Source organism: Kineosporia mesophila, assembly GCF_021129235.1.
GTDB lineage: Bacteria > Actinomycetota > Actinomycetes > Actinomycetales > Kineosporiaceae > Kineosporia > Kineosporia mesophila.
This window is the reverse complement of the sequence record NZ_JAJOMA010000034.1, coordinates 23449-48358: the sequence shown is the minus strand read 5'-3', so window position 1 is coordinate 48358 and position 24910 is coordinate 23449. Positions and strand designations below refer to the sequence as shown.

The following is a 24910-nucleotide window of genomic DNA, read 5'->3' as shown; positions in this document are numbered from 1 at the left end:
CTTGCTGTCCCGTCACGCCCATCCCGATCTTCGGTGGGTGGCCTCGCCGGTCGCGGAGGACTTCACTGCGGTGGTGGCGGCATGATCGACCTGCACCGGCACCTCGAGGGTTCGCTGCGGGTCTCGACGATCCTCGAACTCGCCCACCGGGACGGGCACCCGCTGGCTCTGGTGCCCGATCCCGAAGACCTGCTCGTCGCCCGGGGCCCGCTGGGCGGCCTGGTGCCGTTCCTCACCAAGGTTGACGTGGCGGCCTCGGCCTTCCCCGGTCCCGACGACTGGAACCGGGCCGCCCGCGAGGCGGTCGACGACGCCGCCGCCGACGGTCTGGATTATCTGGAACTGCGTTTCAGCCCGTGGTTCATCAGTCAGGAGACCGGCCTGGCCCCCGAGGCCGTCATCGATGCCGTCGCCGACGGGATCAAGACGGAGCATCGCGTCGAGGTGGGCCTGATCGGCATCCTCCTGCGTGACCTGGGCCCGGAACGCGGCCTGGATCAGGTCGAAACGCTCCTGAGCCGGCGGGAGACGTTCTGTGCCGTCGATCTCGCGGGCAACGAGGCGGGCGTGCCGGCCCGGGAGTTCGTGCCGGCCTTCGCCCGTGCCCGCGACGCCGGGCTCCACGTCACCGTCCATGCGGGTGAGGGAGCCGGACCGGCCAGCGTGTGGGAGGCGGTCCGGCACCTCGGGGCGGAACGGATCGGGCACGGGGTGCGCTCCGCCGAGGACCCTCAGCTGATGGAACACCTGGCCGGGAAAGGTATTACGCTGGAGGTGGCCCTGACGAGCAACCTGCACACCGGTGTGGCCCGCAGTTACCGGGGGCACCCGGTGCACGCTCTGCTCGCCGCCGGCGTGCCGGTGGCCCTGGCCACCGACGACCCGCGCGCGTCGGCGATCACCCTGTCCGGCGAATTTGAACGCGCCACAAACGATGTCGGACTGGATCCAGAGCAGATCGCCCGGATCCGCCAGGACGCCCGGCGGGCCCGGTTCAGCTGATCCGATGCGGCAACGCCGCCGGCAGCGCTTCGCCGTGCGGTGACCCCGGGCCGGGGTTCGGGTCCCAGCCCGGCCGCGTCGCCTATGCTCCGGTGTAGCCGACCGGCACGTCCCACCCAGCGAGATCACGGCCAGCCGCTGCCCGGTGCCGTCGAGTTCCGGCGGAAAGCGTTACAGGCTAACGAGTTCTACGGGGGATTAGGTGATCTGCGAGGTGCTGTCCGGCACGTGGAACTCGGGCCGGGTGATGGGCTGTGTGCCCAGGCCGATCACCGACAGCACGATTTCGTTCAGCTCGTCGGGCCGCGTGATCTCGCCGAACTGTTCACTGAGCTGCTCGTTCGTCACCACCGCGGGCGTCGGCACCAGGCGGTCGGGCAGCGGGGCCCATCGGCGCAGCAGCGGTGTGATCCGGGTGCGTCCCTCCGGCGCCGGGGTCGCCTCCAGTGGCGTCTCCCGCAGCCAGCGGCGACTTTCGCCGCCCGGTAGCACAACGCGTCCATCCGTGTTCCTCCCTCCGTGGATCTTCCCCCTACGCCGGGCATTCTGCCCGGAACGGCCGCCCGGACGATCGGATTGCCGATGTCTGTCCGGGCCGAGGTTGCGCGGGGACCCGCGAACGATCAAGGTGTGGTGTGGACGAAAGAGGCATAGCGGACCCCACCGGATTCATCCTGACCCTGCTCAGCCTCCCGCTGATCTTCGGCGGGGTGGTGGCGGTGCTGAGAAGCATCCAGCGCGAGAGCAGCAGGCGCCGGCTGGCCGATCTCGCCACCTCGAAGGTGCCCACCGACTTCGGGCAGGCCAAAGCCCTGCGGGAAGCCCTGGCCAACTGGGCCGCGCCCGATCGGCTGCCGGAGTTGTGGCTGTACGCCTTCGCCCTGCGGTCGCGCCGGTGGATGCTGCCGCTCCAGACGGGAGTCCTGATGGGTTCCTGGAGAGGCCCAGCGTCTGGCAGATCTGCGTCGCCGGCCTGGTGACCGTCATCTACCTGCCCCTCCTCGTCTTCACCGAGCGCAACGCCCGGATCGCCGAAGAATTCCTGCGCCGGTATCCGGAGGGGGAGCCGGTGGGGGACGAGGTGGCCGGCGACCGGGGTCCCGTCGCCTGAGTCCGGCCGGGGTTCCTTGATCGCTCGGGTTGCGACCGGGCGGATCCGGCGGTGAAGTGTGTCCATGGACGATTGGGGCAATCTGGACCGGCTGGCGTTGGGCCTGAATGTCGTGGGTTTCGCCCTGGCCGTGGTCGGTGGTGCTCTGGGGGTCCTGAGCGCCGTCCGGGTGGGCAGATTGCGCCGGGAAGCAGGTCTGCCCGAGAGCATGCCGGGCCACTTCCAGCAAAGACAAAAGCTTCTTGAGGCCCTCGAGCACGGCCCCCGCCCCCGTGAGCAGATGATTCGGTTGCGGTTGTACGCCCGGTGGCTGCGATCCCAGCGATGGCTAGAGCTGACGAGCGTGGGCATGACCCTCGGTCAGTGGGGGTTCCTGGTCAAGGCGCCCTTCTGGTGGTGGGGCCCGTTCGCCCTTGCCTTCACCCTGTTTTCGATTGCCTTCATCGTCCTGACCGAGCGCAACGCCCGACCCGCCGACGCCTTCCTGCGCCGGTATCCCGAGAAAGAGCCGGTGGGGGACGAAACGACTGGCGATCGCGGACCGGTCGCCTGAGACGATGGACGAGATCGGGATCCTGGACGGGTGCGGGCTGGTACTGGTCGCCGGCTGTCTGGTGGCGATGGTGATCGCGGTGGTCCGGATCTACCGGGATTTGATGGACCAGGCCGAGAAACGTCGGGCTGCGGGCATTTCCCCGGACCGGCCGAAAGGTGTGGCCCAGAAGAACATCATGGTGGATGTTCTCGAACACCCCGACAATGTTGATCTGACCGAACAACATCTGGTCGAGCTGCGCCTGAACGCCATGGCTCTACGATCCACTCGCGCCCTGGTGGTTGTTCAGGCAGCCATGGTGGTGGCGTGGTGGGGCAACTTCCTCGTCAACCGGTGGCTATGGGCGGGTATTTTCGCCGCGTTCATGACCCTGCTGTTCTTGCCCGTGTGGATACAGGTCGAGCGCAACGCCCGTATCGGCGCGGCCTTCCTGCGTCGTTTCCCGGCCTGACCCGGTCAGTCGCCCACCGGAGCCTGTCCGAGCACCCCGAAGCTGATGGCCCAGTAGGCGATGTACAGGGTCAGCAGGAGCACCCCGTGCCACCGTCGTAGCCGGCCGGTCGAGATGAAGTAGGCCGACAGCCCGGTCATCACGGTCAGGACCGGCAGGTGCCAGGTCAGCACGTCGTCGCCGACCGCGATGTCGTGGCCGGTCAGCAGGATGATGCCGAGCTTGGCGGTGACGCCGAAGACCACGCTGCCGATGACGTTCCCGATGCCGATCTCGGGGGCGCCGCGACGGTTCGGGCCGACGGTGAGGAACAGGTCTTCCAGCGACAGCACCAGGGTGGCGATCGTGGCGCCGAACAGGGTTCCCTCGATGGAGAAGTCGTCGAGGATGCCCTCGATCCCCTCGCTGGTGACCGCGGCCGCCACCACCAGCCCGGCCAGGGCCAGCACGGTCAGGGCGGGGGCGACCCGGCGGGAGGGTGGCCGCCCCTCAGTGAAGGGCGCGATGGCCGGCACCGGCGGCACCGCAGAACCAGCCGCACCGACCCGTTCCAGGACCTCGGCGTTCCGGAACACCGGCGTGGTGCTGCGCAGCTCACGGGAGGCGACGTAGCCGATGAACGCGACGAACAGCAGCACTAGGATCACGCCGTGCACGGTGGTCAGCGGGCCGGTCAGCACGAACGGGATCATGAGCAGGGGCGAGACGGCGAACAGCACGACGTAGTCGCGGGGGATGTCCACCCGCACCGGGCTGACGATCGCGGCCAGCGCCAGCACGATGCCGGTCATCGAGATCGCAGTCCCGAAGACTGTTCCCAGCGCCACGCCGCCGAGGTCCTCGAGGTTCAGGGCCACCCCGAGCGCGACGTCGTCGAACTCGATGCCGGTGAACACGATCGCCAGCAGGAACACCGAGATGTGCAGCGCGGCCGCGGTGCCGACGAGGTGGGTGACGAGTTTCTCCGCGCAGTAGACCAGCAGGGCCGCACCGACCACGAAGATCAGGATGGACGTCATGTCTGCGCTCCCGCTGGTCAGGCCCGATGGGGACGGGGGACGAGGTTCCCGGCCGGGGCTCCCGGGTTCGCCGCCCGCACGGCGTCGGTCACCAGGGCGTGGTCGGGCGAGAGGTGGCACACCGGGTCGGTGCGCGCCGCGTCGCCGGTGAGCTGGAAGGCCTGGCATCGGCACCCGCCGAAGTCGATCTCCCGGCGTTCACAGCTGTGGCAGGGGTCGGGCATCCAGGAGGTGCCCCGGAAGGCGTTCATCACCGGGGAGTCCGCCCAGATCTGCGCGAGCGACGCCTCGCGCACGCTGGCCCGGGGCAACGGCAGCGACTGGGCCGCCGGGCAGGGCAGTACGTCGCCGTTCGGGGTGACGGTCAGCTGACGCGACGCCCAGCCGCCCATACAGGGTTTCGGGTAGCGGCTGTAGTAGTCGGGGATCACGTAGAGGACGTCCATCGGTAACCGCTCGCGCGCTTCCCGGACCACCAGCTCGGCCTGCGCCAGCTGCTCACGGCTGGGCAGCAGCGCGTCGCGGTTGCGCCAGGCCCAGCCGTAGTACTGGGTGTTGGCCAGTTCCACCCGGTCGGCGCCGGCCTCCTGCGCGAGCTCGAGCACCTCGGCGATCCGGTCGATGTTCTGCCGGTGCAGCACCACGTTCACGGTCAGGGGCCAGCCGAGCTCCTTGACCAGGCGCATGGCGTCGATCTTGCGGTCGAACGACCGCAGGCCGGCGATCCGGTCGGACAGGGCCGGGGCGTCGGCCTGGATGCTGACCTGCACGTGGTCCAGTCCGGCGGCGCGCAGCTGCTCGGCCTTGCGGCGGCCGAACCCGACCGCACTGGTGACGAGGTTGGTGTACAGACCCAGACCGTGCGCGGCCGCGACGATCTCGGGCAGGTCACGGCGCAGCAGGGGCTCCCCGCCGGACAGGTGGCACTGCAGTACCCCCAGATCCCGGGCCTGCGTCAGCACCCGGATCCAGTCGGCCGGGCCGAGCTCCTCGGTGTAATCGTCCAGGTTCAGCGGGTTGGAGCAGTAGGCGCAGGCCAGCGGACACCGGTAGGTGAGCTCCGCGAGCAGGCCGAACGGCGCGTCCACCATCGGGTCGTCAGTCATCGGCCATCTCCACACAACGCCGCGCCACCAGGCTCTTCAGGAAGAGCCGGACCTCGTCGCCGGGCACGTCCCGGTAGCGGGTGGCCAGCTCGTCGACGATCGCCCCGACCGTCGTCCGGCCGTCACACAGGCCGAGAACGGCCGCACCCGTGGGGTTCAGCACCACCACCGTCTCCGGCAGCTGCAGCACGTGCTGCTGCCGGGCCGGCGACCAGACCAGCCGCACGTGACGGGCCAGCCGAGGCCGGTCGCTGCCGGGAATCATGCGGTGAAGGCCCGGTCGATGGCGTCCATCATGCTCCACAGCACGTCGCACTTGAACGACAGGGCATCCACCGCCGCGCTCTGGTCCTGCTCCGAGAGACAGTGTGTGGTGACCACTTCCAGCGCGTGTTCACTGTCGCGGGGAGCCTGGTGCAGACGGTCGCGGAAGTAGGCCAGGCCGGAGGGCTCGATCCAGCCGTAGTACCGCTCGAAGGCGAGGAGTCGCTCGGCCATCAGGTCGGGGGCGAACAGTTCGGTGAGCGACGACGCCACCGACTCCACCCACGGACGCGTCCGCGCGAAGGTGACGTACGCGTCCACCGCGAACCGCACGCCGGGCACCAGGTGCCGGTGGTCGAGGATCTCCTCGCGGCTCAGCCCGGCCGCCTCGCCCAGGCGCAGCCAGGCCTCGATCCCGCCCTGCCCGGGAGCTGTGCCGTCGTGATCGGTGATGCGGCGGATCCAGCGCCGGCGCACGGCGGGATCGGGGCAGCGGGACAGGATCGCGGCGTCCTTGAGCGGGATGTTCTCCTGGTAGTAGAAGCGATTGGCCACCCAGCCGCGGATCTGTTCCGGACTCAGCGTGCCCGCGTTCATCCGCACGTGGAACGGGTGCTGGTCGTGGTAACTGCGCGAGTGCGCCCGCAGACGTGTGACCAGATCTTCGGTACCGATTGTCGCCGTCATGACCTACACCTCCAGCTCAAGACCGTCCACCGCCACCTCCAGGCCGCCGGCCTCCACACGACGTCGCTGTGGGGAGTCGGTCAGCAGGATCGGGTTGGTGTTGTTCATGTGCACGTAGATCGTCCGTCCGCCCCGGTCGCCCAGCAGCGGCAGGCTCTCGGCGACGGGAAGGTGGCCCATCTGCCGCGAGGTCTTGCTGCCCAGGCCGAGCCGCACCAGTTCGTCGTCGCTCCAGCAGGTCCCGTCGATCAGGAGACAGTCGCAGTCGCCGATCACGGACAGCAGGGCCGGTGTGAGCGACTGCACCCCGGGCAGGTACACCAGCGTCCGGCCGGCGTGGACCATCCGGTACCCCACCACCCGGCCGTGCTCCAGACCGGTGCGGAACCGGTCGCGTTTCGTGGTGGGCACGTCGAACGCCCGGGCACACAGCCCTCCGGCCAGGGACATCTCGGTGCCGGGCAAAACCTCCTGCCATTCGACCGGGCAGTACCGTTCCAGCAGGCGCAGCAGCCCGGAACCGTCGCGCAGCGTCTTGTGGATGGCCGGGGTGGTGAACAGCTGTACCGACGACGCCTCCCGCAGCTGGAGCAGCCCCAGCGTGTGGTCGAGTTCGGCGTCGGTGAGAAGAACTCCGGCCAGCGGTGTCTCCCGACCCCGGCGCGGGTGCAGATCGGTGAAGGCGTCGAACTGCGTACGGACGTCCGGGCTCGCGTTGATCAGGAACCACCGTTCGCGGTCGGTGCTCACCACGACGGACGACTGGCTGCGCGGGGGAGCGGCGCCGGCCCGTACGGCCGAGCAGACGCGACAGCCGCAGTTCCACTGCGGTGAACCACCCCCGGCCGCCGACCCGAGAACCCGGACGAACATGCGAAGGCCCTCCCCTCCTCTGCCGCTGATCGCAGCCACCTTCTCCCCGTGATCATGCAGTCTCCCGGCCGAAGGCTGGGGACCGCATGATCACGAGCGAAGTGGACGGACGACGTGCGCGGCGTCTGCTAGTCGTCCAGCTGGGCGATGTACATGGTCACTTCGGGGGCGACGGCGATCTCGTCGAACACGGGTGTTTCCCAGGCGATGAGCTGCGGTTCCATCGGGGTACCTCCTTTCCGGACGATGTCAGAGGCCCCGGGAGGGGGTCTCCTCGGGCAGGGCGAACACGATCAGCGCGCTGCCGTGGCCCGCGCCGAGCATGCCGGGCAGGAATCCCTCGGCCCAGCCGCCCCAGCCGACCGGCACGGCGATGTACTGGCGGCCGTCCACCAGATAGGTCACCGGGCTGCTGTGATGGCCGCTGCCGCACTGGAACTGCCACAGCAGCTCGCCGGTGCGGGCGTCGTAGGCGTTGAACTCGCCCGAGGGCTCACCGGCGAACACCAGGTCACCACCGGTCGCGAGCACGGACGCGCACATCGGCAGTTCGTTGCGCCAGCGCCACTTCTCCTCGCCGTCGGCGTCGAAGGCGCTGATGTATCCGACGGCCTCGTCGATGTCGACGGAGACCCCGGCGCCCCAGTAGGGGATGCCTTCCTTGAACTCCCGGCGCCGCCGGGCGGCGGTGGCCCCGACATCCTGGACCGGCACGTAGAACAGCTCCGTCTTCGGGCTGTAGGCCGCGTGCGTCCACTCCTTGGCCCCGGCCGGGCCGGGGTAGAAGTGCACCGGGACCCCCTCGTCCTGCGGGTAGATCTTCGGGGTCACCTGACCGTCGCGGGTGATGGCGCCCCAGGTGATCCGGTCGACGAACGGCGTGATCGAGACCCGCTCCCCGGTGGTGCGGTCGAGCACGAACAGGTACCCGTTCTTGTCGAAGTGGGCCAGCAGTTTCCGGCCGTCCCGGTCGAACAGGATGCACTCACTCATGCTGTCGTAGTCCCACACGTCGTGCGGGGTGCACTGGTAGTGCCAGCGGATCTGCCCGGCGTCCACGTCCACCGCGACGATGCTGTCGGTGTAGAGGTTGTCACCCTCGCGCACGGCACCGTCGAAGTCCGGCGCGGGGTTTCCGGTGCCCCAGTAGAGCAGGTTCGTCTCCGGGTCGAAAGTGCCGGTCAGCCAGCAGTTGCCGCCGCCCCGGGTCCAGGCCTCGCCGTCGGCGGGCCAGCTCTGCGACCCCGGTTCCCCGGGCTTGGGCACCATGTAGCAGCGCCACTGGTGCTCGCCGCTGTCCAGGTCGAAGGCGTCGAGGTGACCGCGCACCCCGAACTCCCCGCCGGAACTACCCACGATCACCAGGTTCTTCACCACGATCGGGGCCAGGGTGCCGCTCTCACCGGCCCGGACGTCTCCGTAGGTCCGGTCCCACACCCGGCGGCCGGTGGCGGCGTCCAGGGCGATCACGTGGGCGTTGGCCGTCACGAAGAAGACCTTGCCCTGAGCCACGGCCACCCCGCGGTTGACGTTGCCGCAGCACAGCGACACGTCGAAGGGCACGGCGTGCTTGTACCGCCAGATCTCCTGACCGGTCCTGGCGTTCAGGGCCCACACCCAGCCGTCCCAGCCGGACAGGAACATGACGCCGTCGACCACGATGGGGGTGGCCTCGAACGAGTAGGTCGAGGTGCCGGCGATGATGCCGCTGACCCCGGCCTGGAAGATCCAGGCGGGCCCGATGCGTTGCACGTTCCCGGTGTTGATCTGATCGAGCGAGCTGTACCGCTGCCCGTCGTAGGTGCCGTAGTAGGTGAGCCAGTTCTCCGGCTCGTTCCGGGCGTCGAGAATGCGCTCGTAGGTGAGGTTCTCCGTCACCGGTGGGGCGACCTCACCGCCCGCGACCTTGCCGCTCAGACGGCCCTGCTCGATGGCCTCACCGGCGTCGATGTAGTCCGAAGTCGTCATGGGAGTTTTCCTTCCCTACGGCCGGGGCTGGTCGGGGCGGTCGAGGCGGGCCTCGGGCGGTACGTCACCGAGCACGACGATCACACCGGTCAGCCCGCGGCCCTCGTCGTTGCCGGAGGGGGAGCTGTACCAGTAGTAGCCCGGCCCGTCGAGGTTCAGGCTGGCCCGGCCCTTCGAATGGTTCACCAGCCAGATGAACTTCCTGTCGCCGTTGCTCGGAAGCAGCGCGCAGTGCGTGTTCTGGTCGTCGTTGATGATCTCAAGATCCAGGTCGCCACCGTGCGGCAGCACCAGAATGGAGGGATCCCAGCAGATCTCGTCGCGATTGATCCGGATCGTCGCGCTCATCCGGCCGTCCTCGTCCTCGGCGGCCTGCGCGATGTTCCCGGTGTTGAGTACTTTTCCCAGCGCTGCCTTGTTCTGGCCGTCCAGCCCCAGGTTCTCCAGCAGCGTGTCCCGCTCGTGCATGGTCGTCATCGACCTCAACTCCTGATCGGCGTCGGCTCTCCGCGTGATCAATTCATCGGTCGTGGGCGACTTTACGCTGATGAAACAGGTTCTCGCGGGCGTCACCGCCCAGCCGCCGTCCGCTACCGTTCACACCCCGATGCGGGCCGCCCGGACCGTCCCAGGTTCCGGCCCAGGTTCATCATCTTGTCCCACGCGGCGGCGAAGTCCCGCAGGAACCGTTCCCCGGCATCGTCGCTCGCGTAGGTCTCCGCGACCGCCCGCAGTTCCGGATTCGCGGCGAACACCAGGTCGGCCCGGCTCGCGGTCCACCGGCGCCGGCTGCCGACCCAGCCCTCGAACGTCTCCTCGGTCCCTCCCCGGCCGGGGACCATCGTCCATTGCGTATCGTTGTCCAGCAGGTTCACGAAGAAGTCGTTGCTCAGCACGCCGGGGGTGCCGGTGAGCACACCCAGCGACGATCCGCCCGGCACGGCCCCCAGCGCGCGCAGACCGCCCACCAGCACGGTGGTCTCGGCCACGTTCAGGGTGAGCAGGGACGCGCGGTCGACGAGCAGGTGCTCGGACGGACGGCGGGCGTGCGGGCCCCGGTAGTTCCGGAATCCGTCCGCCACCGGTTCCAGCCAGCCGAACCAGACCGGGTCGGTCGACTGTGCGCACGCGTCCGTACGCCCGGGGGTGAACGGCACCCGCACCCGGAACCCGCTGGCCTTCTCCACGGCGGCGCAGCCGCCCAGCACGATGAGATCGGCCAGCGAGACCGGGTCACCACTGAAGGACTCCCGGATCTCCTCCAGGGTGCGCACCACGTCCATGAGCATCTGCGGGTCGTTGACCGCCCAGTCGCGCTGGGGCTCCAGGCGCACGCGGGCGCCGTTCGTCCCGCCGCGCCGGTCGCTGTCGCGGAACGTCGCGGCGGACGCCCAGGCCGTGAGCACCAGATCGGTGGCCAGTAGACCGGAATCGAGGATGCGGCGGCGCAGTTCGGCGACGTCCTCGGCCCCGACCGGTGCGGCTTCGGCGGGCGGTACCGGGTCCTGCCAGGGGAGGGGATCGCGCGGGGCCAGCGGTCCCCAGTAGTTCTCGGCCGGTCCCAGGTCGAGGTGGGTCAGCTTGAACCAGGCGCGGGCGAACGAGTCGGCCAGCTGGTCGGGATGTTCCAGGAACCGCCGGGACACGCGTTCGTAGGCCGGGTCGAAACGCAGTGCCAGATCGGTGGTCAGGAAGGTCGGCGCGTGGGTGCGTCCGGGGTCATGGGCATCCGGGACGGTTCCCGCGCCCTCACCCGCCCGGGGAATCCACTGCCACAGCCCGGCCGGGCTCAGCGCCACGTCCCACTCGAAGCGGAACAGGTTCTCCAGGTAGCTGTTGTCCCACGTTGTCGGGGTCGCGGTCCAGGTTCCCTCCAGGCCGCTGGTGATCGTGTCTTCACCCTTACCCGTGCGGTAGCGGTTGCGCCAGCCCGTTCCGCGGTTCTCGGGCCCGGCGGCAGCAGGTTCGGGGCCCAGGTGTTTCTCCGGATCGGCCGCACCGTGGGTCTTGCCGAAGGAGTGGCCCCCGGCGATCAGGGCCACGGTCTCCTCGTCGTCCATCCCCATCCGCGCGAACGAGCGCCGGATGTCGCGCGCCGACATCACCGGGTCGGGTACGGTGTTCGGCCCCTCCGGGTTCACGTAGATCAGGCCGAGCTGGTCAGCCGCCAGCGGATTCTCGAGATCACGGACGTTGGTGTGCCGCTGGTCGCCGAGCCAGGCGCGTTCCGGGCCCCAGTAGACCGGCTCGGGTTCGAGTACCTCGGGGCGCCCACCGGCGAACCCGGCGGTGGTGAATCCCATCGACTCCAGGGCCCGGTTGCCGGCCAGGACCATGAGATCGGGCCAGGAGATGCTGCGTCCGTACTTCTTCTTGACCGGCCACAGCAGGCGCCGGGCCTTGTCGAGGTTCCGGTTGTCCGGCCAGCTGTCCACCGGGGCGAAGCGCTGCAGGCCCGCCCGCGCGCCGCCGCGCCCGTCCTGGGCCCGGTAGGTGCCCGCGCAGTGCCAGACCATGCGCAGCACCAGCGGCCCGTAGTGACCGAAGTCCGCGGGCCACCAGTCCTGGGAGGTGGTGAGCACGGCGTCGATGTCGGCGGCCAGCGCGTCCAGGTCGAGGGTGGCGAAAGCCTGTGCGTAGCCTTCGGTGTCGGGTGGCTGCCGCCGCAGGGCGGTCAGGTCGAGGTGGTCGGGCCACCAGTCCCGGTTGCTGGAGGACGCCCGCGGGCGCCGGTCCGGTGGGGTCGGCGGCAGGCCGAGCCCGCCCCCGTTCGCCTGTCCTTCCACGGAGATCCTTTCCGGCTCGGGGTATCTCGGAGTTCTCAGAAGTCCAGGGCGCGCCGCACGGCCGGGGCGTTGCGCCGGGAGACCGGCACCGGGTCGTCGGAGGCGTCGTCCATGATCAGGAGCAGTTCGCCCCCGCGGCCGCGTTCGATCTCGCGGATCCGGCTGAGATTGACCACATACCGGCGGTGCACCCGCAGGAACCCGGCCTCGGTCAGCTCGCCGCCGAGCCGGTCCAGACTCGGGGAGGCCGCCCGCAGGCGTCCCTGATCGGTCGACAGCCACACCTCGCTGCCGTCGGACTCGGCGAAACTGACCTCGGGCAGGCGCAGCAGCACCATCCGGTTCTCCCGGGTCGCGACCACCCGGCGCGGGGGCGGCGGTGATTCCTCCGGGGCCGGGGTCATCGGGACCTCGTGATGGTCGCCGAACGACACCAGGCTGCCGATCAGGTGGCCGGACAGGAAGACCGGGCGGATGACGATCGGGATCGGCTCATCCGTCAGATGCGTGAAGATCTGCGTGGACCCGACCCAGCCGGGATTGCGCGCGGCCTGCGTGCAGCCGTACCGCACGGCGCTGATCAGTTCCGGCAGACCGGGATTCCAGCGCACGGTCGCGTCCAGGGCGGGGGTCGAGGCCGGTACCCCGAGCAGCACGCTCGCGGTGTCGTCGGCGATCACCACCTTGCCGGCCGGATCCATCGCGGCCAGGGCGGTCGTCGTCCCACCCCGGTTCGAGCAGGCCTGGGTGTAGACGGCGACCAGCTCGGCGCCGCTGTTGCGGGCCCTCTGCCGCAGCACACCCTGGGTGGTGGCGGCCGCGTTGGCGAGCCAGTTGCCCGCGAACGAGGGCAGACGGCTGCGCCAGCAGGAGACGTTCAGCACCGCGATCGGCTCCCGGGTCACCACGTCGCGCACCGCGACACCGGCGCAGGTCCAGTCGTGAAAGGCCCGGCACCAGTGCTCGGCGCCCTTCACCAGTACCGGCCCGTGCGTCTGGAGGGCCATGCCCATGCCGTTCGTGCCGACCGCCGACTCCGACCAGCAGAACCACGGGGCCATGTTCGCCTCGGTGGCCCGGCCCAGTGTGGCCGGATCACCCCAGGCGGCCAGGATGCGCCCGGTGGAATCGGTGACGGTGACCACCCCGCCGGCGAAACTCACGTCCTGGGCCACACTCGCGGCCCGGAACCCCAGCTCGGCGAACACCCCGTCGTGTTCGGGGGTGTGCTCGATCTCGGTCACGGCGATCGGTGCCTGGCGCAGGTGCGGGTCGACCCGGTACTGCTCCCGGCAGCGGTGCCAGGAGATCGCGACCTCCGGCCTCACCCCCAGCACCCGGTCGTCACCCTGGACGAACCGTTCCCACGCCTCGTAGACGGCACCCCCGGTGGTGACCAGGGGTTCGCGCCGCTGCCCGACATTCATGGTGGAGAACCGCCTTTGGTTCGCCGGCACGGGGTGACATCCGCCGTTGTGTAACGGTTTCGCAACCCCACTGTAGGTACCGGCGCGCGGGTTGGCCACCACCCCCCGGGCGCCCGGCGGCGAAATGGCGCGGGTAGTGGTCCGGTCTTGAGCCGCGACTCCTACAGCCGTAGAAGAAGCCCGGTGAATGAACGCATCATTTCGGGGCTGTGAAGGAACTGGGCAGAGGCATTGCCTTGATCAACAATGCCGGACCGGGATTTCCGGCCACTCATCTCCTCGGCTTTCGGCGAACAAGTAAGCCGGTGAAGACAGCGACTCGAAAGAACCCCGCCCGAACACCTCTCAGGTTTCGACCCAGGTCAGTAGTGCCCCGAGGACTCTCCGATGCTGCCCCGAAGTACACCGAGCCGATGCCGGGCAGACGCCGGACCGGTGCCAGCCGGATGCCTGCCGCATGCGGCGTGGGTGCAGAGCAGATGCCGGGTCGCGGCCGAGCGGATGTCGCAAGGGCCGGAAGCAGCTGACCGGGAGTGGTGACGACTCGCCCTCCACCCAGTTCGTGATCATGTGAACCTTCCCCGGATGCGTCGCGTCGAACGGGGAAGCGGGTGACCAGTGCAGGTCGGTGGTCACAGGAGCGAGGCTGCGGGCCGTGAAGAGTCGCCGCTTCCGGTGGGGACCAGGCTCCTGGCCACGGCTCAGCAGTGTCCGGTGGGCCGGCCAGGGGCCGACCTCGATCTCGGAGGGCCCACCCGAACGTAGAACTGCGAGCAACGTACAACCCCGGAACGTAGAAGTGCGCCCGGCCCGAAGGCCGGACGCACTTCCGGTTTGCTCATCAACAGCCCTGGTCAGACTCCGCGCCGGGATACGTCTGGTCTGCTCGGGGCGACTAGGTCAGCCCTTGAATGAGCAGGGTCTATGCCTGGCGTGGTGGAGCCAGCACCAAGCGAGAACTGTCATGAGCTGCGGCTACGGCAGAGCCGAGCCGCGAAGCCTTTGGAAGGCTGCGGTCAGGAAGCTGCCCGCACGGCCTCGGCCTGCGGGCCCTTCTGGCCCTGCGTGACCTCGAACTCCACACGCTGGCCTTCGTCCAGCGAGCGGTAGCCGTCCATCTGGATGGCCGACCAGTGGACGAAGACGTCGGCGCCGCCCTCGTCGACCGAGATGAAGCCGAATCCCTTTTCGGCGTTGAACCACTTGACGGTGCCCTGTGCCATGTTTCTCCCAAACCCAGACGCCCGCTCTTGCCTTATTGCCTTAGCGGGGCTCGCACCAGCATAGAGCCTTCTCGGGCTTTCTGGTGGGTTACCCACCAGGTACATGGCGCCAGATTGGCTCATCAGGGGGAAACACCTGGTGTTTTGCCTGGCCAGACCGACATTTTGCCCCAATATTTCCCGTGTCGCGCCCCGGCGGGTCGTCCGGATCTGGCGTAGATCCGCACGCGGATCGTTGCGCGCGATCCGGGGAACGATCGATGAGGCCTTTTCGTCTGTTAGCCGAGAAAGCCGGGGAGTAATTCTGATGACGCCGCAGGAAGTGGCTGCCCGGTTCGGCGGCGGTCGGGTGGCCGGGGTGGTGAACGCGATCTGCGGAGGCGGGTCGTGGGCATCGTCCCCAGGGTCGTCGTGGTGCCGGGCGCGGCAGAGTTCTGCTGCTCTTCACGCTCCGGGCCGCCTTCGGCGTCGTGGTGCCGTTCCTGCTGCTCGCCGCCGGCCTGGCATCCCCGCCCCCGACGAGCCGCTACGCCGCATCGGCGCCCCGAAGAACGTTTGCTCCGCCGTCGTCGGCGTGACCACGGTGGTGGTCGACGGCGCTCCGGGTCCGGTTGACCGGGGCGCGTCGGGCCCGGACGTCACTGACGCACGTAATCTGTTGCACCGTAGTGGGTTATCTGCGCTCGTCGTCGCCGTCGGGCTGTTCCTCACCTGATTCCCGGGGCTGGTGTGCGATCAGCCGCGAGGGCCGGTGTCAAGACTCGGCCGGCGATCGGGAAAATCTCGAGGACACGGCTCTCGGGGTGATGGCAAGGATCTGAGACCTCTTTCTTCCCAGGAGAATTGGCCGGATTCCGGATTGGCGGCCGGGTGCGGTGGGCCGTTACTGTGACCGCGCATCCGCTCCTACGTGACGAGGCTTCTCATGCGCGATCTGTCCGGCCCCGAGCGACTCGCCGTCGCCCGGGAACAGGAGTTCCTCGACCGGGCCCTGCTGCGCCACGATCAGCTGCTCGTGCATCTGGAACGCGAAATCCGAGACACATCCAATGATCACGCCGGGAAGGCGCGCGCCCGGGGCCTGCGGCAACGGTACGAGGAGCTGCGCCGGTCCCGCGACGGACTGGTCTTCGGGCGCCTCGACGCGCAGGACGGGACGGTGCGGCGGATCGGCCGGACCGGTCTGCGCGAGGAGGACGAGGACGCCGATCCGCTGGTCGTGGACTGGCGGGCCGAGGCTGCGCGGGCCTTCTACACCGCCACGCCGCTGGATCCGCAGGGTCAGGCCCGGCGCCGGCACCTGCGCGTCGACGGGGCCACCGTCGTCGGCGTGAACGACGAGCCGCTCGACGCGCAGTCGGCGGAGCCGGGCGGCGACATCGTCGGCGAGGGTGCCCTGCTGGCGGCCCTGGGGCAGCGCCGCACCGGGCAGATGTCCACCGCGATCGCGACCCTGCAACGCGAACAGGACGACATCGTCCGGGCCCCGGCGACCAGCCCCCTGATCGTCCAGGGCGGTCCTGGCACGGGCAAGACGGTCGTGGCCCTGCACCGGGTGGCCTACCTGCTGTTCACCCATCGGCAGATGGCCGACCAGGCCGTGCTGGTGCTCGGCCCCTCGGCCCGGTTCCTCGACTACATCGCCCAGGTCCTGCCCGCGCTGGGGGAGACCGCGGTGGTGTCGAGCACGCTCGACGCCCTGATCCCCGGGATCGCCGTGGGCCGGGCGGAGAGCCGGCGGGCCGCGGAGATCAAGGGCCGGGCCGGATGGCAGCCCGCGATCGAGAGCCACGTCGCCTCGCTGCGGCCGCAGCCGCAAGACCTGACCCTGCGCTGGGAGGGGGAGTCGTACACGGTGTCCGAGGAGGCTGTGCGGCAGGCCCTGCGGTCGGTGTCCGGCCGGCCCTACCACCACGCCCGGCGGGTGTTCACCGAGCACGTCCGGCAGATCCTCACCGAGGCCGTGGTGGAGCGCCGGGAGGCGATGCTCACCGAGGTCGAGGAAGGTCTGGAAGACGTGCTGGCCGTCTTCGACCGCGGCGCGAAGAAGTCGATCGCCCCGGCCGGTACGGCGGTGGGGGCCGAGATCGACGGGACGATGTCCGACGACGAGGTGGACGACCTGCGCGAGCGCATCGCGGGCAGCGCCGACATCGCCACGTTCCTGCGGGGGTGGTGGCCCGACCTCGACCCGCAGACCGTGCTGGCCCAGCTGCTCCACGACGAGGCCCGGCTGCGCCGGCACGCGAGCGCGGCCCCCCTGGACGACGACGAGATCGCCCTCGTCACCGGTGAACCCGCGGGCTGGGCGCCGAGTGACGTGCCCCTGCTCGACGCGGTGGCCGACCAGCTCGGCAGTGTGGCCGAAGGGGCCGGAGAAAACCACGGCACCGAGGATTTCGTCGCCGATCGAGCCCGGGCCGACCGGGGCTGGATCTACGGGCACGTGGTGATCGACGAGGCCCAGGAACTCTCGGAGATGCAGTGGCACATGGTGGTGCGGCGCTGTCCGACCGGATCGGTGACGGCGGTCGGCGACATCGACCAGACCGAGGCGGCGCACCGGCACACCAGCTGGGACGAGGCGGTGCGGGCCACCCTGGGCGAGCGCTGGACCCAGGCCGATCTCACCATCTGCTACCGCACCCCGCGCGAGGTCATGGAACTCACCGGCCCGGTGCTCGCGAGGGCCGGCAGCCGTAACGACCCGCCCCGGGGGGTGCGTTCGTCCGGGGTGAGCCCGTGGGAATCAGCAGTGGACGAGGCCGGGTTGCCGGCCGCTGTGGTCCAGGCGGTCACGGCTCTGGGCGAGCGATGGGCCGGCGGCACGGTGGGAGTGGTGGCCCCGGACCGCTGGGTCGTCCCGGTGTCGAAGGCCCTGCGGGCGGCCGCGGCCGGCGATGTGCCGGTGCTGACGGCGACCGGGGCGAAGGGTCTGGAGTGGGACGCGACGCTGGTGGTCGACCCGCACGGCATCACCCGCCAGCCCCGGGGCTGGAACGGACTGTACGTGGCGCTCACCCGGTGTACGCAAGAACTGGGTCAGCTGCGTCTCACCGGCGAGGAGCCACTTTCTTTCCTGCCGGATGAGTAGGCATGATGGCCCGGTCGCTCCACCGTGCCAGCCGAAGGATCAGACGATGACAGGCCAGTTCGCCCCCGTTCCCGTCGTCTCCGTCTCCCCCGGCCTGTTCTCGTTCCCGAACCCGGTGAACGAACTGGCCGCGCGGTCGGTGGCTGCCGGGGTGGTGGTGCTGTCGGCTCTGACACTCGGGCTCAGCCTGGTGGCCGGCACCGGCTGGCTGTGGCTGAGTGTGCTGCTGGCGTACGGCTTCATCGCCCGTGTACTGGCCGGCCCCCGGTTCAGCCCGCTGGGGCAGCTCGCGACCCGGGTGATCGCACCGCGTCTGGGCCCGGCCCGGCTGGTGGCGGGCCCGCCCAAGCGGTTCGCCCAGGGCATCGGTGCGGTGGTGACCACGGTGGCCGTGGTCACCACCGCCACCGGTGCGGCGGGCGTCGCGCAGGTGCTGCTCGGCATGATGATCGTGTTCGCCGGGCTGGAGTCGGCCCTCGGGTTCTGCGTGGGCTGCCGGATCTTCGCCGTTCTCATGCGGCTGGGACTGATCCCCGCCTCGACCTGTGAGGCGTGCGCGAACATCGGGGCACGCCCCGTCACCCCGTAAGCGCCTCGTCCACCCGACGATCAGGCCTCCCGGCTCTCAGGCCGGGGCAGCTTCGCCGTCGTCCTCCTCGGCCACCTGTTCCGCCGTCATCTCGGGTTCGGAGACCGGGTCGGAGAGTTCCTCGCGCAGGTAGGCCCAGAGCACGGCGACCACCCCGGCCACCGGCACCGCGAGCAGGCTGCCGACGATCCCGGCCAGGGTGCCGCCGAGGGTCACCGCCAGCAGCACGACCGCGGCGTGCAGCCCCAGGCCGCGGCTCTGGATCATCGGCTGGAACACGTTTCCCTCGAGCTGCTGCACCAGCAGGATGATGCCCAGCACGATCAGGGCCGCGGTGAAACCGTTGAAGACCAGGGCGATGAGCACGGCCACGAAGCCCGCGAAGAGCGCACCGACGATCGGCACGAACGCCGCCACGAACGTCAGCACCGACAGCGGCAGCACCAGGGGCACCTTGACCAGCCACAGCCCGATCCCGATGAAGACGGCGTCGAGCATGCCGACGAACGCCTGCGAGCGTACGAACGACCCGAGCATGGTCCAGCTGCGCAGGGCCACGATCGGCACGTCGCGGGAGAGCCGGCCGGGCAGCTGCTGCGAGAGCCAGGGCAGGAACCGGGTGCCGTCCTTGAGGAAGAAGAACATCAGGAACACCGCGAGAACCAGTGTCACGACACCGTTCACGATGGTGCTCACGCCGGAGAGGGTGACGTTGATGATGTCGTTGACGCTGCTCTGGACCTTGGCGACGGCGGAGTCGACGCCCTTGGTCACCTGGTCGTCACCGATGTTGAGCGGCGGTCCGGCGGCCCAGTCGCGGGCCTGCTGGATGCCCTGGGTCACCCCGTCGACCAGCTGGTCGGACTGCGCGGCCACCGGCACCACGATCAGCACCAGCGCACCGACGACGATCAGCAGCGCGGTGACCGTGACCGCGGCAGCCGCCGCGGTGGCCGGCCAGCCGTGGTTGCGCAGGAACCGGGCGAGGGGTTCTGTCAGGGTGGTGAAGAGGAGCGCGAGGACCAGGGGCCAGATGATCGACCACGCGGATCCCAGCAGCTTCAGTCCCACCCAGACGGCGAGCAGAACGACCAGTAACTGGGCTGAGGTCCAGGCCGCGGTCCGCAGGGCGGACTGGGTCCTGTCGGGGTTCATTGCTCTTTGCGTCACAGGTGAGTCTCCAGGCACGGCGCCGGCCCCGCATCCTGAACGTGGCCGGCATGATCATCGGAACCGATGATGATCCCGTGCCGGGACGGTGATGGCGAGCGCCCCACGCCGGGGAACCGGCGGGCGACTCCGGGCGATCGGCTCACCAGCAGCTCGCGCGGGTCGTCGTACGGGCGCCGGGTGCCGGCGGGGGACGAGGTCCCCGGTGCGTGATCTCCCGCACCATCTTGAGAACGGGACAAAAAGGACTTTCGCGGGTTAACGTGTCGCCTTCCGAGAGGTGTCCCTTTCCTTGTTCCGGGAGGTCCTGTGAACCTGCGCCACGGGATGACAGCCGCCGTTGCCGGTGCGCTGATCGTCGTCGGGAATCTCGCGGTCGGTGGTGCGGCCGAGGCCGCCACCCCGTCGTCGGCACCAGCTCCTGCGGGTGTCACCCATGAGCAGAACCCCCGCGTGCCGGAGGGTTCGGTGTGGACCGAGGCCTACTTCCCATCCTCCGACCACAGCGGCGTCCAGCTCCATGCCGACGTGCTGCGCCCGGCCGACCGGCCGGCCCGCGCGAAGACCCCGGTGATCCTCGCGGTCGGCCCGTACTTCGGTCACGCCGGGCAGACCGGACCGGAGGGCTTCGACCGGACCGGCCCGTCCGCCCGGTTCGCCGATTTCACCAGCGGCACCGACCTCTTCGCCCGCGGCTACACCTACGTCACGGTCGACCTGCGGGGATTCGGCGGGAGCACCGGCTGCCTGGACTGGGTGGGGCCCGGTGAGCAGGCCGACGTGAAGGCCGCGATCCAGTGGTCGGCGAGCCAGTCGTGGTCGACGGGCAAGGTCGGGATGTACGGGAAGTCGTACGACGCCTCGACCGGCCTGGTCGGCAACGACCTGCGCCAGCCGGCCCTGAAGGCGGTCGTCGCCCAGGAGCCGGTGTGGAACATGTACGACTACCTGTTCAGCAACGGCGTCCCCCGGCCCAACGTCACCGGGACACCCAACGCCTACAACGGCATCGCCACGATGGCCGCGATGCCCGACGACTCCGCCCGGTACCAGGCCAACGCGGCCTACGAGGCGACGCACCCCGAGTGCCTGGCCGCCAACCTGACGAACAACAACGAGCCCGACCCGGACTCGGCCTACTGGCGCTCGCGCAATCTCGCGGCGAAGGCGGCCGGCACGAACACGCCGCTGTTCGTCACCCAGGGATTCATCGAGAACAACACCAAGCCCGAGGACATCGAGCTCTACCTCGACAACCACCGCGGCGTCGAGCGGGGCTGGCTGGGGCAGTGGGAACACGTGCGGGGCAACGAGACCAACGGGCAGGGGCAACTACTGCAGGGCCGCGCCGGCTTCTTCGACGAGGTCATGCGCTTCTACGACCACTACCTCAAGGGCATCCGGCCGCAGGTGAAGGACCCCGCGTACGCGATCGAGGACAGCACCGGCGCCTGGCGGGCGCAGGCGACCTGGCCGGCGGCGACGTCGGAGTTGAGCGCCACTCTGCCGGACGGGCAGTACGTCGACGACGGCGCCGCGTCCACCCTGGCGGCGAAAGCTGCACCCGGGGATCAGCAGTGGGACACGGAACACGCCGCCGACCCCGCCCCGCCCGCGGCCCGGAGCCTCGCGGCATCGACGACGAACAGCTACCTGAGCTGGTCGAAGCCGGTCACGTCCCGGGTCCGGCTGACCGCGACGCCGGGCATCACCCTGAAGGCCGGTGCGACCGGCAACGTGATGGTGCGGCTGTGGGACGTGGCCCCGGACGGCACCGCGGTGATGTTCGACGAGAACGTCGCGCTGATCGAGAAGAAGGGCCGGGTCGCGTTCGACCTGAAGTCCACCGACTGGACCTTCGAGGTGGGCCACCAGCTGGGCGTCCAGATCGGCACCATCGGCAGCGGGAGCTGGCGAGACACCCCGAGCGGCAACACGATCGCGGTCACCGGGGCGAAACTCGCCCTGTCCCGGCAGGATCCCCGCACCGACGTCCCGACCCAGGGCGACCGGTCCCCGTTCCTGGACACCTACCTGAGGCAGTACACCCGCGTCCTCACGGGTGTCGGCCCGGGAACGTTCTCCCTCGGCCGCTCCTGAAAGGTCGTGACGCACGTCATTTGGGCCCCAGGGGGGACATCCGGGAGAAGTGCGGGTCTGGTCCGGCCGACGGCGCGCCGGGGGAGGGAGGGGCCCCGGCCGCTCTATCGTTCATAGTGTGACGAAACGGTTGCTGGTAGTCGTGGCAGTGGGTCTCCTCCTCGGTCTGGCCGGGTGCGGTGAGGAGGGGGCCGACCCGTCCCCGGCCCAGCAGGAGCGGGCGCAGGCGGCCGGTTTCGACGTCGACCTGGTGTACGTGACCGAGGTGGACGGGTACCAGGCCGTGGCCGGGGGCAGCGGGGTCTACGGCGACGCCGGGTACCAGGGCATCTACGCCTCGGCCCGGGGCGACGACCTGCGGCTCACCGTCGAGCGCGGCTCCATCGACGCGAGTTCCTGCGCGGCGCTGCCGATCCCGGGCGCAACCACGGCCGACGCGACGGTGACGTGCACGCGGGACGGCGACGGCTGGCGGCGGGAGTCCGGTGGCCGGCAGGAGTACGCGCTGACCCGGGGCGACGCCCTGGTGCGGGTGAGCGGGACGAGCGCCGACGTGGTGCGGTCGGCGGCGCAGGACGCCCACCCGGCGGGGGCCGACGAACTGGAGGCGCTGCTGCCCCCGGCCCCCGAGATCGTGGAGCGGGGCGACATCACCGGCGACAACGCCCCGGACAACGGCGTCGGCGCGGGTGGCTGATCAGCGTTCGGCGTAGTCGGGCTGCTTCCAGGGCCAGCACTCCCGGAGCCAGCGGCTGACGGCCTCGTACAGCGGCCGGTCGAGGTCGGCGCGTTCCTGGGTGACCCACGACCGGACGTCCACGTCGTGGGTGGGCGTGCGCGGCGGGTAGAAGTAGACGCAGCCCACGTACTCGTCACCGGAGAACACGGCGTAGGTGAATCCGCTGCGCTCCTGCCGGTGCCGTTCGTGGCGGAGGAGATCACGCAGGTTCTCTTGCGCGGAGACCGGTCCGGCGGGCCACCCGCGCCCGGCGAAACCCGGGCTCGCGCGGATGTGCTCGATGCTGGAGGTCCAGGCGGGCAGGTCCACGTCGTTGTGGTGCCCGGCCAGTGGCTCGAACCGGAACCGGGGCGAGGTGAGCGGTGGGGGAACCTCGAACGATGCGTGCACGATCGCGTCCATCCGTTCAGGATGGAGGCGGGCTGCTCTCGGCGAAGCTGACCTCAGCGCACCGAGCGGGCGATGTGCAGCAGGGACTCCGGGGCGTCGTCGCGGGGCAGGACGACCTCCACCAGGGCGGCCTGATCGGTCTCGGCGCGCACCTTTTCGAGCACCTCGACGAGGGCGGCCGGGGTGTCGACCCGGTACACCGGGGTGGTCGGGGCGCCCAGGGCGGCGGGCAGGCTGGTCCAGTTCCACGCGACGATGTCCTGGTAGGCGGCCTCGGGGCTGCGGATGGCCCGTTCGACCGTGTAGCCGTTGTTGTTGATCAGCAGGATGGTCGGCTTGAGGCCCAGGGCCAGCAGCCGGCCGAGTTCCTGGATGGTCAGCTGGGCCGAGCCGTCGCCGATGACCAGCACGGTCTCGCGGTCGGGTTCGGCCAGCATCGCGCCGACGGTGGCGGGCAGGGTGTAGCCGATGGACGACCAGACGGGCTGGCCGAGCAGGTCGCAGCCGTCGGGGAGGGTCATCTCCAGGGCGCCGTAGAAGGAGGTGCCGGCCTCGGCGACCAGCAGGGTGCCGGGTGCCAGGTGGTCCTGCAGCAGGGGCCACAGGTCGGCGTGGGTGAGCTGTCCCCGCGGGTCGGCCGGTTCGTGGACACAGGCCGCGGGTACCGGGCGGCGCGGCAGGGGCGCCGGTCGCGGTGCGCGGGACTCCAGCACCTCTTCGAGGATGCGCAGCGACTCCTCCAGATACAGCCCGTAGAAGGCGTTCCCGGCGATGCGCGCGTGGTCGAGCTGGAGGTCGACGGCGTGCTCGGGGTCGAACCCGTGGGTGAAGGAGCCGGTCAGGAAGTCGGTGAGCACGACGCCCGAGAGCACCAGGGGAGTGGCCTCGTCGATGTGCCGGCGGGTCTCGGCGTTGTCGGTGAAGGCGCCGGCATATACCCCGAGATTGGCCGGATGTGATTCGTCGAGAAGGGCTTTGGATGCCGACTGGGTGGCGATGCGCACGCCGTTCTGGGCGGCGATAGCCCGGATGCGCTGCTCCAGCTGCCGCCGGTACAGGCGCGGGCCGGCCAGCACGGTGACCTCGGCCGCCCCGCCGAGGAACTCGGTGAGCGCGTCGCGGAAGTCCTCGGCGGCCGCCGGGTCGCTGCGCAGGACCCGCAAGGGGCGGGACAGGGGCGTGGCCGAGATCGGGGCGACGGCGACGTCGGCGGGGATGCCCAGGTAGACGGGCTTCGACGAGCCGACGGCGGTCAGCAGGGCCTGGTCGATGGCGGTGGCCGCGTTGTGGGCGCGCACGACGACGGCGGTGGCGGTGACCTCCGCGGCCATCCGCACGAAGTGCCCGAAGTCGCCGTCGGCCAGCGAGTGGTGCACCAGCGTGCCGTGGTTGATGACCGTGGTCGAGGGCAGCCCGACGATGTGCACGACCGGCACGTCCTCGGCGAAACTGCCGGCCAGGGCGTTGACGGCGGACAGCTCCCCGACGCCGAACGTGGTGACGAAGGCGGCCGGGCCCCGGCGCAGGCGCGCGTAGCCGTCCGCCGCGTAGCCGGCGTTCAGCTCGTTGCCGGAGCCCACCCAGTTCAGGTTCGTCGTGGCGAGCATCTCGTCGAGCAGGGCCAGGTTGAAGTCGCCGGGCAGACCGAACAGGTGCTCCAGGCCGAGCTGCTCCAGGCGGCGGGCGAGGTAGCCGCCGACGCTGACATTGGGCCGTGCAGTCGTGGACGTCATGACTGCGATGACACGGCATCGCGGTCACTTTGAGCAAGTGACACCGTTGACACCGGTCGATCCGATCAATCGGCGCCGCGAACACCTGCGTAGAGTGATCGATGTGTTCATCCTCGACGACACGGACCGGCGGATTCTTCGCGCTCTGGACCACGACCAGCGCGCCACCGTGGCCAAGCTCGCCATGGACCTGGGCCTGGCCCGGGGCACCGTGCACACCCGCCTGGACAAGCTCGCCGCGAGCGGTGCGCTGCGGGCCAACTCCACGCGCGTGGCGCCGGCCCGGGTGGGGCTGCCCATGCGCGCGATGGTGACGGCGGGGGTCGAGCAGAGCGAGTTCGAGGGGCTGCTGGCCGACCTCTCGAAGATCCCGGAGGTGATCGAGTGCCTGGGCATCTCCGGTGAGGCCGACCTGATGATCCAGGTCGCGGCGCGCGACCCCGACCACCTCTACTCGATCACCCAGCAACTGATGCGGTGCCGCGGGATCCGGCGCACGGCCACGTCTATCGTTCTGCGTGAACTGCTGCCCTACCGCATGGACCACCTGCTCGAGTAGTGAACGTTAACATCGCAGAGCCGAATGGTCTGCCCGCCGGTTCGTCCGACGAATTGGCCAGTG

General features: G+C 70.0%; 25 protein-coding genes. 10 read left to right on the top strand and 15 right to left on the bottom strand.

The window, feature by feature from the left end; genetic code table 11:
- The first annotated feature begins 81 nt into the window (after positions 1-81).
- Positions 82-1002 carry an adenosine deaminase gene (gene add / locus LR393_RS31900; RefSeq protein ID WP_231488926.1) on the top strand — a complete coding sequence of 307 codons (921 nt, stop codon included), beginning with the start codon at positions 82-84 and terminating at the stop codon, positions 1000-1002.
- A gap of 198 nt (positions 1003-1200) precedes the next feature.
- On the opposite strand, the gene LR393_RS31895 is transcribed toward add, so the two are convergent.
- Complete coding sequence (locus tag LR393_RS31895; RefSeq protein WP_231488925.1) at positions 1201-1494, bottom strand: hypothetical protein; 294 nt, start codon at positions 1492-1494, stop codon at positions 1201-1203.
- Positions 1495-1637: 143 nt separating this feature from the next.
- On the opposite strand from LR393_RS31895, the gene LR393_RS31890 reads away from it, so the two are divergent.
- The 4 genes from LR393_RS31890 to LR393_RS31880 all read left to right on the top strand — a co-directional run bounded on the left by LR393_RS31890 (position 1638) and on the right by LR393_RS31880 (position 3120).
- Positions 1638-1982, top strand: coding sequence for a hypothetical protein (locus LR393_RS31890; RefSeq protein ID WP_231488924.1), 345 nt, complete (start codon positions 1638-1640; stop codon positions 1980-1982).
- Complete coding sequence (locus LR393_RS35950) at positions 1979-2113, top strand: hypothetical protein (RefSeq protein WP_269328212.1); 135 nt, start codon at positions 1979-1981, stop codon at positions 2111-2113. Before LR393_RS31890 ends, LR393_RS35950 begins: the two co-directional genes overlap by 4 nt.
- Before the next feature lie 64 nt (positions 2114-2177).
- Positions 2178-2666, top strand: coding sequence for a hypothetical protein (locus LR393_RS31885; RefSeq protein WP_231488923.1), 489 nt, complete (start codon positions 2178-2180; stop codon positions 2664-2666).
- Positions 2667-2670: 4 nt separating this feature from the next.
- Entirely contained in the window at positions 2671-3120 is a 450-nt protein-coding gene (locus LR393_RS31880) for a hypothetical protein (protein WP_231488922.1), read from the top strand.
- Positions 3121-3125: 5 nt separating this feature from the next.
- Here LR393_RS31880 and LR393_RS31875 read toward each other — a convergent pair whose 3' ends face one another.
- The 11 genes from LR393_RS31875 to LR393_RS31825 all read right to left on the bottom strand — a co-directional run bounded on the left by LR393_RS31875 (position 3126) and on the right by LR393_RS31825 (position 14473).
- The gene (locus LR393_RS31875; RefSeq protein ID WP_231488921.1) at positions 3126-4139 is read right to left on the bottom strand and encodes a sodium:calcium antiporter; all 1014 of its coding nucleotides are present in this window, start codon (positions 4137-4139) and stop codon (positions 3126-3128) included.
- A 17-nt stretch (positions 4140-4156) separates the two neighbouring features.
- Positions 4157-5227, bottom strand: a complete 1071-nt coding sequence (gene pqqE / locus LR393_RS31870; protein ID WP_345718814.1) for a pyrroloquinoline quinone biosynthesis protein PqqE — start codon at positions 5225-5227, stop codon at positions 4157-4159.
- Positions 5228-5237: 10 nt separating this feature from the next.
- Positions 5238-5510 carry a pyrroloquinoline quinone biosynthesis peptide chaperone PqqD gene (pqqD, locus tag LR393_RS31865; RefSeq protein ID WP_231488919.1) on the bottom strand — a complete coding sequence of 91 codons (273 nt, stop codon included), beginning with the start codon at positions 5508-5510 and terminating at the stop codon, positions 5238-5240.
- On the bottom strand, positions 5507-6196 hold the full coding sequence (gene pqqC / locus LR393_RS31860) for a pyrroloquinoline-quinone synthase PqqC (RefSeq protein ID WP_231488918.1): 690 nt from the start codon (positions 6194-6196) through the stop codon (positions 5507-5509). Before pqqC ends, pqqD begins: the two co-directional genes overlap by 4 nt.
- Positions 6197-6199: 3 nt before the next feature.
- Entirely contained in the window at positions 6200-7069 is an 870-nt protein-coding gene (gene pqqB, locus LR393_RS31855) for a pyrroloquinoline quinone biosynthesis protein PqqB (protein ID WP_231488917.1), read from the bottom strand.
- 128 nt (positions 7070-7197) lie between these two features.
- Positions 7198-7293 carry a pyrroloquinoline quinone precursor peptide PqqA gene (pqqA, locus tag LR393_RS31850; RefSeq protein WP_231488916.1) on the bottom strand — a complete coding sequence of 32 codons (96 nt, stop codon included), beginning with the start codon at positions 7291-7293 and terminating at the stop codon, positions 7198-7200.
- Between the two features lie 25 nt (positions 7294-7318).
- The gene (locus tag LR393_RS31845; protein WP_231488915.1) at positions 7319-9037 is read right to left on the bottom strand and encodes a PQQ-dependent dehydrogenase, methanol/ethanol family; all 1719 of its coding nucleotides are present in this window, start codon (positions 9035-9037) and stop codon (positions 7319-7321) included.
- 15 nt (positions 9038-9052) lie between these two features.
- On the bottom strand, positions 9053-9514 hold the full coding sequence (locus LR393_RS31840) for an MSMEG_3727 family PQQ-associated protein (RefSeq protein ID WP_231488914.1): 462 nt from the start codon (positions 9512-9514) through the stop codon (positions 9053-9055).
- A gap of 113 nt (positions 9515-9627) precedes the next feature.
- A complete protein-coding gene (gene katG, locus LR393_RS31835) occupies positions 9628-11823 on the bottom strand; it encodes a catalase/peroxidase HPI (protein ID WP_231488913.1) in 2196 nt (731 codons plus the stop codon).
- A 35-nt stretch (positions 11824-11858) separates the two neighbouring features.
- The gene (locus tag LR393_RS31830) at positions 11859-13250 is read right to left on the bottom strand and encodes a DNA-binding protein (RefSeq protein ID WP_231488912.1); all 1392 of its coding nucleotides are present in this window, start codon (positions 13248-13250) and stop codon (positions 11859-11861) included.
- A 1016-nt stretch (positions 13251-14266) separates the two neighbouring features.
- Positions 14267-14473 (bottom strand): cold-shock protein, encoded by a 207-nt coding sequence (locus LR393_RS31825; protein WP_231488911.1) that lies wholly within the window; start codon positions 14471-14473, stop codon positions 14267-14269.
- A gap of 910 nt (positions 14474-15383) precedes the next feature.
- Between LR393_RS31825 and LR393_RS31820 the strand changes: the two genes are divergently transcribed.
- Together LR393_RS31820 and LR393_RS31815 are read left to right on the top strand one after the other, a co-directional pair.
- Entirely contained in the window at positions 15384-17567 is a 2184-nt protein-coding gene (locus LR393_RS31820) for a HelD family protein (protein WP_231488910.1), read from the top strand.
- Between the two features lie 46 nt (positions 17568-17613).
- Positions 17614-18156, top strand: a complete 543-nt coding sequence (locus LR393_RS31815) for a DUF4395 domain-containing protein (protein WP_231488909.1) — start codon at positions 17614-17616, stop codon at positions 18154-18156.
- A 36-nt stretch (positions 18157-18192) separates the two neighbouring features.
- Here LR393_RS31815 and LR393_RS31810 read toward each other — a convergent pair whose 3' ends face one another.
- Positions 18193-19311, bottom strand: coding sequence for an AI-2E family transporter (locus LR393_RS31810; protein ID WP_231488908.1), 1119 nt, complete (start codon positions 19309-19311; stop codon positions 18193-18195).
- Between the two features lie 342 nt (positions 19312-19653).
- Here LR393_RS31810 and LR393_RS31805 point away from each other — a divergent pair, with 342 nt between their 5' ends.
- Together LR393_RS31805 and LR393_RS31800 are read left to right on the top strand one after the other, a co-directional pair.
- Positions 19654-21426 (top strand): CocE/NonD family hydrolase, encoded by a 1773-nt coding sequence (locus LR393_RS31805; protein ID WP_345718815.1) that lies wholly within the window; start codon positions 19654-19656, stop codon positions 21424-21426.
- Positions 21427-21544: 118 nt separating this feature from the next.
- Positions 21545-22123, top strand: coding sequence for a hypothetical protein (locus LR393_RS31800; protein WP_231488906.1), 579 nt, complete (start codon positions 21545-21547; stop codon positions 22121-22123).
- On the opposite strand, the gene LR393_RS31795 is transcribed toward LR393_RS31800, so the two are convergent.
- Both LR393_RS31795 and LR393_RS31790 read right to left on the bottom strand, forming a co-directional pair.
- Positions 22124-22567, bottom strand: a complete 444-nt coding sequence (locus tag LR393_RS31795) for a hypothetical protein (RefSeq protein WP_231488905.1) — start codon at positions 22565-22567, stop codon at positions 22124-22126.
- Positions 22568-22608: 41 nt separating this feature from the next.
- The gene (locus LR393_RS31790) at positions 22609-24288 is read right to left on the bottom strand and encodes an alpha-keto acid decarboxylase family protein (protein ID WP_231488904.1); all 1680 of its coding nucleotides are present in this window, start codon (positions 24286-24288) and stop codon (positions 22609-22611) included.
- Positions 24289-24391: 103 nt separating this feature from the next.
- Here LR393_RS31790 and LR393_RS31785 point away from each other — a divergent pair, with 103 nt between their 5' ends.
- Positions 24392-24847, top strand: coding sequence for an Lrp/AsnC family transcriptional regulator (locus LR393_RS31785; protein WP_231488903.1), 456 nt, complete (start codon positions 24392-24394; stop codon positions 24845-24847).
- The last annotated feature ends 63 nt before the right edge of the window (positions 24848-24910 follow it).